Origin of the sequence: Halomonas sp. GXIMD04776, assembly GCF_049808615.1 — a bacterium.
GTDB lineage: Bacteria > Pseudomonadota > Gammaproteobacteria > Pseudomonadales > Halomonadaceae > Modicisalibacter.
Window position 1 is genome coordinate 59,615 of sequence record NZ_JBNCAN010000024.1, and the last position, 16,103, is coordinate 75,717.

Annotated in this window: 15 protein-coding genes; 4 read left to right on the top strand and 11 right to left on the bottom strand. The window is 58.7% G+C overall.

The genetic code is table 11. The annotated features are described in order from the left end of the window. Positions 1-78: 78 nt before the first annotated feature. Positions 79-1,224 carry a glycosyl transferase gene (locus tag ACPF7Z_RS15675; protein ID WP_425194192.1) on the top strand — a complete coding sequence of 382 codons (1,146 nt, stop codon included), beginning with the start codon at positions 79-81 and terminating at the stop codon, positions 1,222-1,224. 3 nt (positions 1,225-1,227) lie between these two features. On the opposite strand, the gene ACPF7Z_RS15680 is transcribed toward ACPF7Z_RS15675, so the two are convergent. Beyond that, positions 1,228-2,094, bottom strand: coding sequence for a glycosyltransferase family 2 protein (locus ACPF7Z_RS15680; RefSeq protein ID WP_425194193.1), 867 nt, complete (start codon positions 2,092-2,094; stop codon positions 1,228-1,230). Further along, the gene (locus ACPF7Z_RS15685; protein WP_425194194.1) at positions 2,091-4,163 is read right to left on the bottom strand and encodes an HAD-IIB family hydrolase; all 2,073 of its coding nucleotides are present in this window, start codon (positions 4,161-4,163) and stop codon (positions 2,091-2,093) included. Before ACPF7Z_RS15685 ends, ACPF7Z_RS15680 begins: the two co-directional genes overlap by 4 nt. A 72-nt stretch (positions 4,164-4,235) precedes the next feature. Here ACPF7Z_RS15685 and ACPF7Z_RS15690 point away from each other — a divergent pair, with 72 nt between their 5' ends. Further along, the gene (locus ACPF7Z_RS15690; RefSeq protein ID WP_425194195.1) at positions 4,236-5,282 is read left to right on the top strand and encodes a glycosyltransferase family 4 protein; all 1,047 of its coding nucleotides are present in this window, start codon (positions 4,236-4,238) and stop codon (positions 5,280-5,282) included. A 25-nt stretch (positions 5,283-5,307) separates the two neighbouring features. Here ACPF7Z_RS15690 and phnE (ACPF7Z_RS15695) read toward each other — a convergent pair whose 3' ends face one another. The 4 genes from phnE (ACPF7Z_RS15695) to phnD are packed head-to-tail and all read right to left on the bottom strand — an operon-like array spanning position 5,308 to position 8,648. After that, the gene (gene phnE / locus ACPF7Z_RS15695; protein ID WP_425194196.1) at positions 5,308-6,108 is read right to left on the bottom strand and encodes a phosphonate ABC transporter, permease protein PhnE; all 801 of its coding nucleotides are present in this window, start codon (positions 6,106-6,108) and stop codon (positions 5,308-5,310) included. A gap of 13 nt (positions 6,109-6,121) precedes the next feature. Next, complete coding sequence (gene phnE / locus ACPF7Z_RS15700) at positions 6,122-6,922, bottom strand: phosphonate ABC transporter, permease protein PhnE (protein ID WP_425194197.1); 801 nt, start codon at positions 6,920-6,922, stop codon at positions 6,122-6,124. Between the two features lie 8 nt (positions 6,923-6,930). Further along, positions 6,931-7,722 (bottom strand): phosphonate ABC transporter ATP-binding protein, encoded by a 792-nt coding sequence (gene phnC, locus ACPF7Z_RS15705; RefSeq protein ID WP_425194198.1) that lies wholly within the window; start codon positions 7,720-7,722, stop codon positions 6,931-6,933. 11 nt (positions 7,723-7,733) lie between these two features. After that, positions 7,734-8,648, bottom strand: coding sequence for a phosphate/phosphite/phosphonate ABC transporter substrate-binding protein (gene phnD, locus ACPF7Z_RS15710; protein ID WP_425194208.1), 915 nt, complete (start codon positions 8,646-8,648; stop codon positions 7,734-7,736). Between the two features lie 292 nt (positions 8,649-8,940). Between phnD and ACPF7Z_RS15715 the strand changes: the two genes are divergently transcribed. Then, the gene (locus tag ACPF7Z_RS15715) at positions 8,941-9,747 is read left to right on the top strand and encodes an HAD-IIB family hydrolase (RefSeq protein ID WP_425194199.1); all 807 of its coding nucleotides are present in this window, start codon (positions 8,941-8,943) and stop codon (positions 9,745-9,747) included. Between the two features lie 154 nt (positions 9,748-9,901). After that, complete coding sequence (locus ACPF7Z_RS15720) at positions 9,902-11,758, top strand: sulfatase-like hydrolase/transferase (RefSeq protein ID WP_425194200.1); 1,857 nt, start codon at positions 9,902-9,904, stop codon at positions 11,756-11,758. 116 nt (positions 11,759-11,874) lie between these two features. Here ACPF7Z_RS15720 and ACPF7Z_RS15725 read toward each other — a convergent pair whose 3' ends face one another. From ACPF7Z_RS15725 to ACPF7Z_RS15745, 5 genes are all read right to left on the bottom strand, one after another. Further along, on the bottom strand, positions 11,875-12,969 hold the full coding sequence (locus ACPF7Z_RS15725) for a DUF3618 domain-containing protein (RefSeq protein ID WP_425194201.1): 1,095 nt from the start codon (positions 12,967-12,969) through the stop codon (positions 11,875-11,877). Continuing rightward, on the bottom strand, positions 12,959-13,402 hold the full coding sequence (locus ACPF7Z_RS15730) for a phage holin family protein (RefSeq protein WP_425194202.1): 444 nt from the start codon (positions 13,400-13,402) through the stop codon (positions 12,959-12,961). Before ACPF7Z_RS15730 ends, ACPF7Z_RS15725 begins: the two co-directional genes overlap by 11 nt. A 76-nt stretch (positions 13,403-13,478) precedes the next feature. Further along, entirely contained in the window at positions 13,479-14,051 is a 573-nt protein-coding gene (locus ACPF7Z_RS15735) for a hypothetical protein (RefSeq protein ID WP_425194203.1), read from the bottom strand. 285 nt (positions 14,052-14,336) lie between these two features. Continuing rightward, positions 14,337-15,023 carry a methyl-accepting chemotaxis protein gene (locus ACPF7Z_RS15740; RefSeq protein WP_425194204.1) on the bottom strand — a complete coding sequence of 229 codons (687 nt, stop codon included), beginning with the start codon at positions 15,021-15,023 and terminating at the stop codon, positions 14,337-14,339. After that, positions 15,016-15,966 (bottom strand): HAMP domain-containing protein, encoded by a 951-nt coding sequence (locus ACPF7Z_RS15745; RefSeq protein WP_425194205.1) that lies wholly within the window; start codon positions 15,964-15,966, stop codon positions 15,016-15,018. Before ACPF7Z_RS15745 ends, ACPF7Z_RS15740 begins: the two co-directional genes overlap by 8 nt. Positions 15,967-16,103 lie beyond the last annotated feature (137 nt).

The window sequence follows — 16,103 nt, forward strand, 5'->3', positions numbered from 1 at the left end:
GAAAATAGTTCGTCTATTCTTATATTGAGAATACGCCAAAGGATTGGTGGAAATATCCTGGCCACGGAGGGCTTCAAGATGAAGAAACGTATCAGCTTCTTCATTCACCATCAGGGGCGGGGCCATGCACGACGCGCCATGGCCATCATCCGCCGATTCTCGCCCGACAGGCCCGTCACGGTCATGACCGCGGATACGTCGCTGTTCGATGGTTTTGAGCGTGACATCGAACGGGTGGCATTGCCGAACATGATCGGCGCCGGGGTGGCGACGCCGGAACTCTTCGAGATCGCGACGACCCCTTCCGTCATGCATTGCGTGCCTCTTGGTGTGCGGGAGATGCGGCGCACCATGCGCTTGATCCTGGATCATCTGGACGACAGCGATGCGGGACTGTTCGTCAGCGATGTTTCCGCCGAACTGGTCTTGCTCTCTCGTATCGCCAGTGTCCCGGCGGTCAAAGTGCGCATGCATGGGGATCGTAGCGACCCCGGGCATTTGGCGGCCTATGAATGTTGCGTGGGGATGCTGGCGCCCTTCGATGAGCGTCTCGAGCAGGAGGACTACCCGGACTGGGCCCGGGCCAAGACCTGCTATACCGGCGGGTTGTGCACCAGCGACGATGCAGTGAAGGACAAACGCGCTGCTCGAAAGAAACTGGGTTTGCCCGAGGATCAGGAAATCATCCTCGTGCTTACCGGGGGTGGCGGTGCCGGAACGCCCTATGCGCCGTTGACCGTAGCAGCCCGGGCAGTGCCCCGGTCGCGAATGATCGTCATTGGTCCGGTGCATCGGGAAGGCCACGAGACGGATTTCGCCAATCTCGAGGAGCGTGGCTGGGTGTCGAACGTCACCGATTACCTGGTGGCCAGCGACATCGTGCTGGCCTCCGCCGGCGACAATACCGTGCATGAAATCGCCAAGATCGGCCGACCCTACATCTGCGCGCCGGAGTGGCGCTATTTCGGTGAGCAGGTGCGCAAGGCGCAGTGCCTGGCCTGCCTCGAGGCGGCTATCCATCTCGAGACCTGGCCTGGCGACATTGGCGCCTGGCAGGCCGTGTTCGCTCGGGCCAGGAAAATCGATATCGCCAACCTGCAGACGCTCTATTCGCCCGAAGCGGACCAGGTGGCCGCGCGCTGGCTTGAAGAGACCACCGATCGGCTCTGGAGCAACGAGGCGAAATCCGAGCCGGTAGTGAGTATCGCTCTGGGAAGAAGCTGAGGATCAACAATACAAGGCAGTGGGCGGCAATTCGGCCATGGCGATCTCCTCCTGGGTCGGGTAACGCAGTATCTCGATTCTTGCGGCATTCTCGTGCCAGTCGATCAGACCGGCATCGCGAAACTGGCCCAGCCAGTACTCCATGCACCAACGTCCCCACTGGCGATGAAAATGCCGCGCGTTGAGCAGGATATGCTTGAAGTGCTGGTAGGGTGGTGCAAAAAGTCGATGATGCTGGTGATAGGCCCGGGCCTTGGCGACCCAGAAGAAGGGCAGGCCGGTCCGGGCGAGACGCCAGGCGAAATCGGTCTCTTCGCCCCCGTAGCCCCGATAAGCCTCATCCATTCCCCCCGCACGGTGATAGCTTTCACGGCTCAGGGCGAAGGAAAGCCCCCAGAGGCTCCCCGGATCGGGCTCCGCCCGGGTACCGCTATCAGGAATCTGCGGTCGCGCCGGGTGTACCTGGCCCAGGCGGTCGAGTCGGGTGTAATCGAGTGGGCCGCTGTCGATGCTCCCCGCAGGCAGATAAAGCACTTCTCCGAGATAGAGTCCATCTTCGTCATCCAGTGCTTGCCGGTAGCTTTCGACCAGGGTCGGCGAGGGGATGCAGTCGACGTCGAGGAAAATTAGTTTCTCGTATCTGGCGGCGGCCGCAGCTTGATTACGTGCCCGTGCCAAAGGCATGGGGTCGCCCTCCACGTATCGAGTGCATATCGGAAAGGGCACCTTGGGCAAGCCCTGATGGGGCCGGGGTTGCATGTAGGCAATCACCAGTTCATCCGGCGGCAGGGTCTGTGATGCCAGCCCATGCAGGAGGTTGACGAGTTGTTCCCGCCGCCCCCGCACCAGCGTCAACACACTCACCGTCATCGTCCATTCCTCTGCTGACGGAAATAGGTCACGCCTTCTATCACGCCCCGGGAATAGCTTGATTTGGCCAGATAGGCATGGGCCAGGCCTGGGTCGCTCACCAGCTTGTCGGAGAAATTGGCCACGATGATCGAGCAGGGCATGGCACGCAGCATTTCCACATCGTTACCGGAATCGCCGGCCACGAAAATCGCCTCCTTGGGTAGGCCGTAGCGTTGCCGAACATGCTCCACCGCGGCCCCCTTGGAGGCCCGGGCAGGGAGGATGTCCAGGTAGCGTCCGTGGCTATGCACCACGGTACAGGTCAGGCCTCTCTCTTCCAGCAGGGCGCGTATTCGTTCGGCCAGCGTCGTTTGCCCCTTGGTCAGGTAACTGAGCTTGAAGCGCCTTTGCTCGAGAGGGCCCTGGGGTTTCACATCGGGTAGGTTCGCCAGTAGGTCGGCGATTTCATCATGGCGCCAACCCTCAGCGATGACCTTCGACCAGGAATCGTCCCGTTGATAGGTCGTTCCATTATCCGCCAGGAAATAGATCTCGGTGCCCACGGAGGTAATCAGGACCTCCGGGTAGGGCGTGCCCTCCATGCCGAGAATGGCCAGGGCGCTATGCAGGCTTCTTCCCGTCGCCACACCGAATCCCAGCGAGTCTTGTCCGCTGCGCCACTGGCAGAATGTCGAAGCCGAGTCTGGAGTGCCCAGCAGGGTGTTGTCGATATCGGTGATCAGGAAGCTGTCGAACCGGGAAGAAGGGCCCGGCTTGCTGCAAAGCCTGTCGAGGAGCTCATGGTACTGACTCACGTGGGCCTGCCAGTCGAAGGCGCTTACCGCAAGAGCCCCCCCTTTGGCATAACGTTGCCAGCATGTCTCGCTGGAGAGGAGTTCGAGAGCGGCGTCGCGAATGCTGGCGGTCGAGTGAGGATCGATCAGGATTCCATTTCGGCACCGCTTGATGATGTCGTTGGGACCGCCACTTTCCGTGGCAATCAGGGGCAGCCCTGCGGCAGAGGCCTCAAGGAGGGTCAAGCCGAAGGGCTCGTTGAAGGCTGGGTTGATGAAAATACCACGGCGCAGCCGGGCATAGGCATAGATGGCGGGAACATCCGCGGATTCGTGGTGCTTGGGATAGGCGACCTTGCCATACAGATCGTACTTGTCGATCAGGTATAGAATCTCTCGAAGGTTGTTGCCAATCTCGGGTTCCAGGTTGTCGATATCGTCGCGGGTCCCGGCGATGAGTACCAGGTTGGCCTTTTCCTGCAATGCTGGCGACTCGCCATAGGCCTTGATCAGAGTGGCGAGATTCTTCTTGGTCACCGGGCGTGCGATGGCCAGAAGTGGGGGCTTTTGAGGGTCGACAAGAAAACGCTCGATCGCGCGATCGACCCGGTCGCATGTCCTTGCATCCTGGAATGCCTCGAGGTTGCTGCCCGGAGCGATGACCCGAATCTTCCCCGGGTCGTAGTGGGTATAACCGGCATACTGCACTTCCGCTTCGTCGCGGCTGCTGGCGATGATCAGGTTCGCCTCCTGCAACGCCCGCTCTTCGAAGGCGATGCGCCGCTCGAGCGCTTCGAGTTCTTCCCGGGCGGGAGTGGTATGGCAGCGCTTGAAGGCTTCGCGTTTTACTCGACCCAGGGAATGGGCCGTGAATACGAAAGGAATGCCATGCCGCTGCTTGATGATCGCTGCCACCTCGGCGGCATCGGCGTAGTGGGCGTGAATGATGTCCGGTTTACGATCCTGGGACTGGATATGCCCATCCAGCGCGTCGGTGAACGAAGGCAGTTCCGTCCATAAGGCTTCTTTGGAAAGATAACCCGTAAAGGCAGTGCGAAAACGCAGGATGCGGGTCTTGTCATCGATGGCTTCGCAGGGGGAGGCATAGTCTTGTGAATAGCCACCCACGAAGGCGCGGGTGACGATATCAATGCGTTCCACGGAGGGGTCCCGAGCAGACGCTTCGACGAGTTCCAGCAGATAGCGGATGTGCCCGCCGGTATCCGCCGTCAGCCCGTATTCGACTCGAGAGCCACGTAAACACCCTTGTAGCGCGATATGCAATATGACCATATGCTCACTTCCATGTTCGGGGGATCTCCTTGCGCTCCCCGTTAAACGCCCCATCCCAAGGCGAGTACCACGATGTCATTGCGCATAGCACAAGTCGCTCCAGTCATCTTTCCCGTTCCTCCGGTCCATTACGGGGGGACGGAACGCATCGTCCACGACTTGACCGAAGCGCTGGTCGCCCTGGGACACGATGTCACCTTGTTTGCTTCCAGCGATAGCCAGACGTCCGCCACACTGGTCTCCGCGCTTCCGAGTCTCGCCAGCCTGCAAGCCGACGAAGGCGAGCTGCCGCCCGGCACTCCCGGGGTTCTGGAAGCAGCGTTATTGGATAAATTACGAGTATCGATGAGGGAGTTCGATATCCTGCATTGCCATGGCGAATTTTTTCATGCGCCTTTATTAGGGAAGCTTCGCAATCGGAGTCTGACGACGATTCACTGGCGCGTCGATGAGCGTGACCGCCAATGGTTCTTTTCTTGCTTTCCCGATCTTCCGGTAGCGGCGATTTCCCACTCCCAGGCGCAAGGAATTCCCGACAGCAACCGTGCGGGGGTCGTTCATCACGGGCTGGATCCCAGGCGGTTTCGCTTCGTACCGCAAAGCGAGGGGTATCTGGCCTTCGTTGGTCGTATGACCGATCAAAAGCGCCCGGACAGAGCCATCGAGATCGCCCGTGCCACTGGCAAGCCCTTGACGTTGGCCGGCGGTATCGATGTCGGCAATCCCGGCTACTTCGATAATTGCGTCAGGCCGCGATTGAACGATGATATTCGTTATGTCGGCCCGGTGGATGACCACCAAAAGTCGGTACTGCTGGGGCAGGCCGAGGCGCTGCTGTTTCCGATCGACTGGCCGGAACCCTTTGGTCTGGTGATGATCGAGGCGATGGCCTGTGGTACGCCGGTCATCGCCTGGCGCAATGGTGCCGTCGAGGAGATCGTCGAACATGGGGTGAGTGGCTATATCGTGGAGAGCCTGGAAGAGGCCTGCTGGGCGGTGGAGAGCATCGGTGCTCTGGATCGGAGGGTAGTGCGGGAGCGTTTCCTGGCACGCTTCACCCGCGAGCGTATGGCACGGGACTATGTGGCGCTCTATCGACGGCTGCTCGCCAACGCCTAGACGTCGGGATCACCCGGTCATGCGATCAAATCACCTTCTTGCGCAGCCAGGCCGCCAACGCCTCACCGGCGATCACCAGCACGATGATGGCCAAGAGGATGGTGGCCACGGTGCGCCAGTCCAGCATGTCGATGGCCCCCTGCAGAATCACCCCGATGCCGCCGGCGCCAACCAGCCCAAGCACCGTGGATTCACGCAGGTTGATGTCCCAGCGCAGAATGCTCACGGCGAAGAAGGTCGGCACCACCTGAGGCACGATGGCATAGAGGATCACCTTGGCCCGGGAAGCACCGGTAGCCTCCAGCGCCTCGACCGGGCGCCGGTCGATCTCCTCGATGGCCTCGCCGATCAATTTGCCGAGAAATCCCAGGGAGCGGAACATGATGGCGACGATGCCGGCGAGCACCCCGGGGCCGAAGATCGCCACGAACAACAGCGCCCAGATCAAGGTATTCACCGAACGACTGGAGACCAGGATGAAACGGCCCAGCCACAGGGTCGCCCGGTTGGGCGTGGTGTTCTGGGCCGAGATGTAGGCCACCGGCAACGACAGGAACACGGCGAAGAACGTGGCGATGGTGGCGATGTTCAAGGTCTCGATCAACGCCCAGGTGATGGCGCCGATGGAGGAGACATCTGGTGGCACCATGCGTCGGAACAGATCGCCGATCTGGTTGGGCGCATCCCACACCCAAGGCCAGATGATGTCGATGGTGGTCAAGGACCATGCTGCCGCTCCTGCGATCAGGAGCATGCCGGCCAGGCGTCCCCAGCGTTGACGCCGGGTATGGCGTGACCAGGCGCGATCCGCAATCGACTCTTTCATAAGATATTTCTCTTTACCAGATATTCTTCCGGATGCGCCCGCTGATCGCTTCGCTGACCAGGATGACGGCGATGATGACCAGGGTGATCGCCAGCGCGAAATCGTAATCGTAGCGTCCGAAGGCATTCATCAGTGTCGAACCGATGCCGCCGGCGCCGACAATGCCGACCACCGCGGAAGCGCGCAGGTTGCTGTCCAACTGATAGATCGACAGGCCAATCTGGCGCGGCATGATCTGCGGCAGCACGGCAAACTGCAGCACGGTGAACGAGCCGGTGCCGGTGCTGCGCAGGGCCTCTACCTGGCCCCAGTCGATCTCCTCGATGCGCTCTGCGAGCATCTTGGCGACGAAGCCGATGGAATAGATGGTCAGGGTCAGGATGCCTGCCACCGGGCCGAAGCCCACGGCCTTGACGAACAGGATGGCGACGATGACCGGGTGGAAGCTGCGAGCCACGATGATCAAGGTGCGACCCAAGAGATAAATCGGGAGAGGGGCGATATTGCGTGCGGCCATGAAGGCGATTGGCACACTCAGCGCCAGCCCGAGCAGGGTGGCGAGAATGGCGATCTGCAGGCTCTCCAGAAAACCTTTCAGCAGCAGACCACCGCGATCGAAGTTGGGTGGAAAGGCGCCACCGAAGATACGCGCGGCACGCTCCATGCCTTCGCTGATGCGTGCCCAGTCGAAGGGCAGGGTCGTGATTGCCCAGGCAGCGTAGATCACAAAACCGATCACGAGTCCCCAGCGCAGCCAGGGGTTGGTTATGAAGGGCGCCTTGCGCCACTGGCGTGGGGTTGTTGCCGTCGTCATGTCGCTGCTCATGTCGCCACCTTGCCGGCACTCGAACCATGAGCGGATTCTTCCTTGTCTTCTGACGTGCCGCTATACACCGAGTCCATGGCGTCCTGATCCAGATCGTCAGGGACGCCATCGAAGATGATGCGTCCGAAGCGCATGCCGACGATACGCTGGGTGAACTCCTTGGCTTCGCTGACGTTGTGAATATTGATCAACACCGGCAAGTGCAGTTCGTCGGCCAGGCGCTGCAGCAACTCCATGATCTGGCGTGAGGTGACCGGATCCAGGGAGGCGGTGGGTTCGTCCGCCAGCAGGATGTCCGGATCCTGCATTAGCGCGCGCACGACGCCGACACGCTGGCGCTCACCCCCGGAGAGCTCATCGGCGCGCTTGTTGGCGTAATGAGCAATGCCTACCCGTTCCATGAGTTGGAAGGCGCGTTCGATGTCCTCTGCCGGGTAGCGACGCAGCGCGGCGCGCCAGTAGGGAATGTAGCCCAGGCGTCCGCACTGCACGTTTTCCATCACCGTGAGTCGATCGACCAGATTGAAACCCTGGAAAATCATGCCGATGCGCCGGCGTGCCTTGCGCAGGCCATCTCGCTTGAGCGTGGTGAGTTCCAGATCGTTGAGCACGATGCTGCCCGAGGTCGGCTCGACCAGACGGTTGATACAGCGCAGCAGCGTGCTCTTGCCGGCGCCGGAGGCGCCGATGATCGAGACCACGGACTCCCCCGGCACCTCCAGATCGAGATCCTTCAGTACCGGTTCGCCATTGCCGTAGCGCTTGACCAGGCGGGTAATGCGAAGCATTGGAAATTGCCTTATTCAATATTTTCGCGAGTATAGGTAATCCCGTTCGCTTCCTGAATGTCGCGGATGACCTCCCAATCCTCCTTGTAGCTGATGGGCACGAACTGCGTGACCCCGGTGAATTCTTCACCTAGCGCTGTGCCCTGGAAGTCGAAGCTCATGAAGGCGTCTTTGATCTTCTCGGCAAGCTCTGGCTTGAGATTGTGCGCATAAGTGTAGGAGGTGGTCGGAAAGCGTTTGGACTCGAAGACGATCTTGACCTCTTCGGGATCATAGAGGCCACGATCGGCCATGCGATCGACCACTTCCGAGGCCACCGGAGCGGCGTCGTAGTCCCCGGCCACTACACCGAGCATGGACTGATCGTGGGAGCCGGAATAGACCACCTCGTAGTCCTCGCCGGGGACGATGCCCTCCTTGGGGAACAGTGCTCGCGGCGCCTGGTTGCCGGAGTTGGAAGTGGGCGAGGTGTGGGCGACACGCTTGCCCTCGAGATCCTTCAGCTCATCGATCCCGCTATCCTTGCGGGTATAGACCTGCAACGTGTAACCGAAATTGCCGTCTTCGGACCCCATGATGGCGAAGGGAACGGCGCCGGCCAGGTTGACGGCGAAGGGCGTCGGGCCGGTGGAGAAACCCGCGATATGGATGCGATTGCTGCGCATGGCCTCGATTTCGGCAGAGTTCGATTGCACCGCAAAGAAGCGCACATCCTTGCCGGTCTCCTCGGACAGGTGCTCGATGAACGGCTCCCAGATATCGGCGTAGATCGCCGGGTCCTCGACCGGGGTGTAGGCAAAGACCAGCGTATCCGGATCGAGCAGTTTGGAGGGGTCGCTTGGCGTATCCGCGACCAGGTCGTTGTTGGCGTCACAATACATGGGGGCCAGGGCGCCGCGGTTGGGGCATTCCTCTTCGGCGGCCATGACATTCGCAGCGGGCACTAGCAGTGCGGCAATGGCGGTGCCTAATGTCAGTCGGCGGATATGTTGAATTTGGTCACGGAGTAGGGTCGAGTTGAACGTCGGGTTCGACATGGCGAGAGCTCCTTGTTCCCTTATTGGGGTTATTATCGGGCTGGGCTTTTACAGCATTCTTGAATGAGAATAAGCAGTAACGCCAACGACTTCAATCAACACAAGGGTGTATAGACGTCCCTGAATCGACCAATAAGCATCTTCCCAAGCTCAAGTCTTGCTAAACCTGGAGAAAAACACCATGCATCGCTTCGCCGACGCTGACCCCGAATTATTGGCCCGGATCGATGTCGTGCTTACCGATGTCGACGACACCCTGACTCGCCACGGCAAGCTGGCGCCGGCTACCTTGGGTGCCATGGCGGATCTGATGGCCGCAGGGATTCGGGTGGTCCCCGTCACCGGGGGCTGCGCCGGCTGGTGCGACCACATCGTTCGCGCCTGGCCGGTAAGCGCCGTCATCGGTGAAAGCGGGGCGTTTCATTTTCATTTGAATGAGCGCGGCCGGCTCGAACGATACTTCATCCGGCCTTTCGATGAACTACAGGCGGAGCAGCAACGATTACTGGCGATTGCCGAACAAGCACTAAAGCAAGTACCCGAGGCTCGGCTCGCCGCGGATCAGCCCTATCGTCTGGTCGATGTGGCCATCGATCATGCCCAGGATGTGGGGCCCTTGAGTAGCGAACAGGTCGCAACGCTCATCACGCTGTTTCAAGAAGCCGGTGCAAGCGCCCGAGCCAGCTCGATCCATGTCAATGCCTGGTTCGGCGACCATGACAAGGCCGCCATGGCGAGGCGTCTGCTCGAGGAAGATCTAGGGCTGGATGTCGAGGATTGGCCCCTGCGCGTGCTGTTCATCGGTGATGCGCCCAATGATGAGCCGCTGTTTCGAGATATCTCCTTGAGTGTGGGTGTCGCCAATATCGTTCCGCATCTCGACAAGCTGACCCAGGGTCCACGCTGGCTATGCGAGGCCAGTCATGGCGAAGGCTTTGTCGAGATGGCGCAAGGCCTATTGGCCGCCCGATTACGACCTTTTAATTAATGTCGCTTGCGAAAAATGTGTCATTCTATAAAACAAGTCACGACGGTGACAGATTGATGACCAGATGAAGAAATCTGGTCAGGGGTCATAGGCCTGCACGCATGAAAACAAGATCGAATTCCCTCAAGAATTGGCTGAGTGGGTATCTACGTCCATGAATGTCGACGCCATCTTCGAGGCATTGATCGCCTGGCACGCCTTGGGCGTAGTGATCGTGCTTGGGTTGTTGATATTGATCGTCTCGACCCGTTCGACTTGGGCCATTGTGCTGGGTGCTCTTGGCTTCGTCTACACCCTTTTCTGGGGCGTGTGGCGGGTGGCGGACATGATGACCGGAGTGGGCATCAATCAATCCGTCATCTTTCATTTCTTCAGTGGCACCGAGGGTGCGGATTACACTCAGTTCTGGCGAGAAATCGTCGTATTCACGGCGTTTGTCAGTCTGGCGGTGCTGTTTCTTCTGCTCCCGTTAATCACTACCTGGCAGCGACGCCGGTCTCAGTACATCGAGCCACCCCGTCCCGGTCGTTTTGCGGTGCACGGTTTGATGGCGTCGTTGACTCTGGGGGTTCTGCTGGTGGGCGCAGGCTGGTTGGCGTCACCTTGGCACCAGAACATCGTCGCGCTGACCCATACCTACTCGACACTCGATGACGATCAGGAACGTCGGCTAGAGGCGCTGTACAATACCGACCGGCGGTCGCTGAGTCGTGACAAGAACCTGGTCGTGCTCTACCTGGAGAGTGTCGAATCGACGTACTTCGATGAGCGTCTGTTCCCTGATCTGTTACCGCAGTTACAGGAATTACGCAGCGAATCTGCCTACCTTTCCGGCATCGAGCAGACCCCGGGTGCCGGCTGGACGATTGCGGGGCTCGTGAATACCCAATGTGGCCTGCCGCTGGTCACGCCGGGAGCGGGTGCCAACGAGATGGGCAAGGTGGCCCACTTCCTGCCCAAGGCAAAGTGCTTTGCCGAGTATCTTGGCGAAAACGGCTTCGATACGGTTTATATGGGAGGTTCTTCCGCGAAATTCGCCGGGAAGGGGCGCTTCCTGGAACAGCACGGTTTCGATACCGTGCGGGACAAGCACTATTTCAAAGAGTGGCAACAGACCAAGGGCAAGTTTGCCGTCTGGGGCGCCTACGACGACGAAGTGCTGGAAAGTACCTATGCAGAATTCGTCGAACTCTCGAAGAAAGAAACACCCTTTGCGCTTTTTGCGCTGACCATGGACACCCATCATCCGCACGGCCACATCTCGCCCAGCTGCCAGGAGGTGCGCTACCGGGACGGTGACATCAAGACGCTGAACGCCTTGCGTTGCGCGGATCGGCTGGTATCGCGTTTCATTGAAAGGGTGCGCCATTCGCCTTATTACCAGAATACGCGGCTGGTCGTGCTCTCGGATCATCTGGCCATGGTCAACGATGCTCAGGAGATCATTGAGCAGGCGGATAAACGGGAAAATCTGCTGATGGTGTTCGACAGCGATGTAGCCCCAGGGGAGCGCAGGGTACAGGGGACCATGCTCGATGTCGGTGCCACCCTCATGAGTTTGATGGGGGCGGATAAGACCGCACTGGGGTTCGGGCGCTCGCTACTCGAGCCGGAGCCCGCCAGTGCGCCAGCCTATACCAAGGATTACTACACCAGCGGCGACGTAACACCCTACCTGAGCTTTGCCCGTGGCTTGTGGGGCATGCCGACGGTCAGCGGAGAAATCAGAAGCAGTGGCCACGAAATCCTGTTGGGTGACAACCGGCTCGAGGCCCCTTTCTTCTCCGTTCTCAACGAGCACAACAAGGTCGTGGAGCTCTATTTTCAGAACTTTGCCGAGCATCTGGATGGGCTCAAAGAAGGGGCGCGTTATCTGTATGCTCTTGAGTGCCAGGAGTCTCGAGAAGCAATTGCTGGAGTATGCCTCGTATCGGGACTGAAAGGCGCGGGAGAACGCGTCTTTCCTTCGTCGGAGCTCATCAATGGTGTTCTTGCCTCTGAGGTTTTGTAAGTCTGCCAGAAAGATCGAAAAGCGATGGTGCTTTATTTAAAAGTGCTTTAAAGCAAAAAAGAGAGAACCGGCAAACGGGTTCTCTCTTGAAATAGAACTATATCAAAAATCGCTTATTAGACTCCTCTCGACGGCGGGTTGCCAGAACCCATATCGGTTCTTGAAATATCTTGCTCCGTTGGCCTGGTCGGGCTTGATGGCGACGCCTGGGATGGATTGCCGGGTGTGCTGACCCCGGGTGTACCTGAACCCCCCGGGGTGCTCTGAGAACCAGAGCCCGCTGGAGCATTCTGTTTTGCCTGTTCAGCCTTGTCCTGTACCTTTGCCTGGGCCTTGTCGGCATGCTTCTGACCTTCCTCGGCGGCACGATCGACCAGCTTGTCCCGGGTATCGCCGAACCGCTCATTCTCAAAGCGCGTGGACGGTAACAGGCTTCCGATTGCGGCGCCAATGGCGACGCCCAAGGCCGCCGTCACCAGAGGATGCTCCTGGATGAACTGCGTGGTTTGCTGTCCTGCATTCTGAGCGCCTTGAGAGGCACCGCGCAGGGCGGAACGCGAGCCGCTTTTCATCCTCGCCGTACCATCACGCATGCTATTCGACATGTCCTGGGCACGGCCTTTCACACCGCTCGATATGTGTTGCGCCTTTTCCTTGGCACCGCTCATCCGATCCTTGCCTTGACGATCATCGTAGTCCGTATCTCCCACGGCGCCAGTCGTATACGCAGCCGGCGGCACGCGGGTCGTCGTCGGTGCGGTCGTGCCGGTGGTCGGCGGAACGCTAGTGGAAGAAGGTACTGACGATGTCGGTGGTACCCGAGTGGAGCCAGTGGCTGTGCCGGTAGGCGCCGGACGCGTGGTCATGGGATAGTGTCGGCTGTCCTCGTAGCCATGGATATCAACGTCATCATGGTGTTGGCGACGTGAATACTTGTCGGGGTTGCGCTGGGCCATCATCAGCCAGCCCAGGCCAACGCCGGTAAGCACAAAAGGCACCGGATTGTTCTTGATGGTATCGCTCAGGTTGGAAGCAAATTCATTGGCCCCTCCACTGCGCACATAGTCGAGCGTGGTGTCTATCAATCGCTGAGGCGAGATCTTCTCTTCGAGTTCGTGCAGAGTGCGATCCAGCCGTTCGCGATTCCCTTCGATATCGGATTCGATCTCTTCGGGCTTACGGGTGTCCTGATTATCCTGGTTATCGCTCATTTTTCAGCTGCTCCTTAGCCTGGCCTTTGTGATGTTGTGCCAAATCCTTGTCATATTGAACGCTGGAGATAGTGCGTTGAGGCATCAGGTTCGTGGCCTTGAGTTTCTTCTTACCGCCCTGCAGCATGATGAACCCGATAATGACGACGATGACGCCCACGATCAGCGCAGAGAGCCAAGGCGTCTGAAGTACCGTATCCAGTCCGAACACCGCTGCGGCGAGCAGTACCAGAAAACCGCACATGAGCACCGCGCCGGCCGCTGCAATGGAGCCGATACCGTTACCCACCTGGGAGACCTTCTGTGCCATTTCCGCCTTGGCAAGATCGACTTCGTTACGCACTAACGCCGTGACTTCATTCGTCAGGCTCGCGATCAAGGACCCGAAAGACGAAGTGTTCTCTCTCGTCGTGTTTCTGTTGTCTGTATCCATGCTGTTAGCCTCCCTGGCTGGTAGAGCTGAGTTGTTTGCGCTTGCCGGTTTCTCTATCAGGCGAACGTATCAAGCTTCAATAAGGACTCGAACCAGGCGAGCCGCTCGGCGCACCCGGTGTCGTACTGCCGGCACCCGGGGTCGTATTGGCAGTGCCAGGCGCAGACAAGGTAGACGATCCGGAATAGGACGCGTTCGACGGGCTATGTTGCTGCGAGCTATTCAAGAAGCGCGCCAGGAAGAAGCCGGCCGCGATCGCACCGCCCAGGAACACGGCGGGTTGACGACGGCTATAGTCCTGTAGCTGATACATCAGGGTGTCCAGGTTCTGTTCACGCAATCGCTGGGAAATAGCGTCCGTAGCCCTGGCGATATTATTGGCGTAACCAGAAAAATAACGCTGATCCTGTGCCTCGAACTCTTTCGCCATCTTGCGAAAGACCGTCGATAGGCTTTCCGCTTGATCCGCTGCCACGCCTTTCTGATGATCGAACATGCCTTCGGCCTGAGCACGTGCCGCATCCCTGACTTCGTCGGCAGTCTGGCGACCTTTTTCCTTCATGTCATCGTGATGCGAAGTAGCCGTGCCGGTAGATGTGCTACCCGAAGAAGACGTGTTTGGAGTGGTGGGGTTTTCTGGATTGGTCATGCGGCATCTCCCTATTTAACCCATGTTAAAAAAGCCGAAATCGACTATTTCAACTGACCATGTGATTCCATGTCACATCTTCAAAATGTAGTTCTCATTTATAGACTGTCAATGGAAATATGGGATGTGATTTTGATGTTAATCTCGGATGTTAACCTAGGTAAAAGTTCTTGAATTGGGAGAGTAAATTGCCAGGAAAGAAGGGAAGGGGGTGATAGGAATAATGGAGAAAATAACGAGGAAATGAGTATGCCGGTCACCCGGCATACTCTTGAAGCCGATCGCTTAGAACTCCTCCCATTCCATCTCGTCGGACGTCGCAGGTGCCTTTTTGGCGGCATCCTGCTTGCTGGCGCTCGATACCTGCTTGCTTGTCGCAGACGGCAGGGCATGTGGCGCCTTCTGGGCAGGAGCGATAGCGGTAGATCTCTTGGCCGTACTGTCGCTAAGGCGGAAGATCGACATGGCCGCTTCGAGCTGCTCGGCCTGCTCCTCGAGTGAGGAGGCAGCTGCTGCTGCTTCCTCGACCAGGGAAGCGTTCTGCTGAGTCACCTGATCCATCTGAGTGATGGCCTGATTGACCTGTTCGATGCCGGAACTCTGCTCCTGAGAAGCGCTGGAGATCTCGTCCATGATGTCGGTGACACGGCGCACGGATTCAACGATGTCGCGCATGGTGCCGCCGGCGCTTTCGACCAAGGCTGATCCTTGATCGATTTGCAAGGCGGATGCTTCGATCAATGCCTTGATCTCCTTGGCGGCGTCCGCACTGCGGCTGGCCAGATTGCGCACCTCGGAAGCCACCACCGCAAAGCCTCGGCCCTGCTCGCCGGCCCGGGCTGCTTCCACCGAGGCATTCAGCGCCAGGATATTGGTCTGGAAAGCGATGGAGTCGATGACACCGATGATATCGGTAACCTGTTTGGAGCTGGCTGCGATGCCGCGCATGGTAGTGGTGACTTCATTAACCACCTCGAACCACCTCGCCACCCCGAGTCGCGGTAGTGGACGCCTCTTTCGCTAACGTGCTGCCCTGACGAGCATTGTCGGCGTTCTGCTTCACCGTGGTCGTCAGTTCTTCCATGCTGGCAGCCGTCTCCTGAAGTGCCGCCGCTTGCTCCTCGGTTCGTGAAGAGAGGTCGGTATTGCCGCTGGCGATTTCCCGCGACCCGATATGAATCGAGCCGCTGCTGTTGCGTACCGTCGAGACGGTCTTGGTCAAACCATCCTGCATGTCGCGCATCGCGGAAAACAACTGACCGATCTCGTTGCGGCCATAATCCTGGACCTTATGAGAAAGATCGCCCCCGGCAATGCGGCCGAAATGTTGCACTGCCTCCTGCAAGGGGCGGATGACCATGCGGATCATGCCGGTACGGACGAGCAGAACGATTGTGCCGGCCAATACCAGGACTATCAGCATGATGATCTCGGCGGTGTCGGTCTGCTCGGCATACCCGTTCATGAAGGTGCTGATGCGCTCCTCAACATAGTCCATCAATTCTCGGCTGACTTGACGGAATTCTGCCCCAGCCGCATCAATATTAGGTTTCAGGGTGGCGTACGCAGTGAGATTGCCTCGCTCCAGGGCTTCTATCTGGTGCAGGAGTCCATTATTGACGAGTTCATTGTAAGCTGCCTGAATTCGCTGTTCGAACTGACGACCCTGTTCTGAGTTTTTAGGTGTCTCCAGATAGCGGGTAAACAGCATCTCGGTACGCTGCAAGATGGCTTGGGCCTCTGCAAGTGATGCTTTAGCTTCATCGCTTTCGCCTCGACTCATACGATCGACGAATTCCTGCATCGCTATTTGTGCATTGGCGATATTCACCCGGGTGCGGTTGATGGGCTTGAGTAGCCCCGCGTTCAAGCGATCGACATTGGCAATGGCCCTTTGTCCTTGCTGATTGGACATGTAACCCAGTCCGGCGACCCCTAGCCCGGATATTGCACCGGGCTGGTCAGCAGCGCCCAGATTCCGAGGGCGCGGGCCGTTGCCGCGCCCAAGCCTCTAATTTGATGGTTTTTTGATCAGTTCTTTGGTTTCAGAAC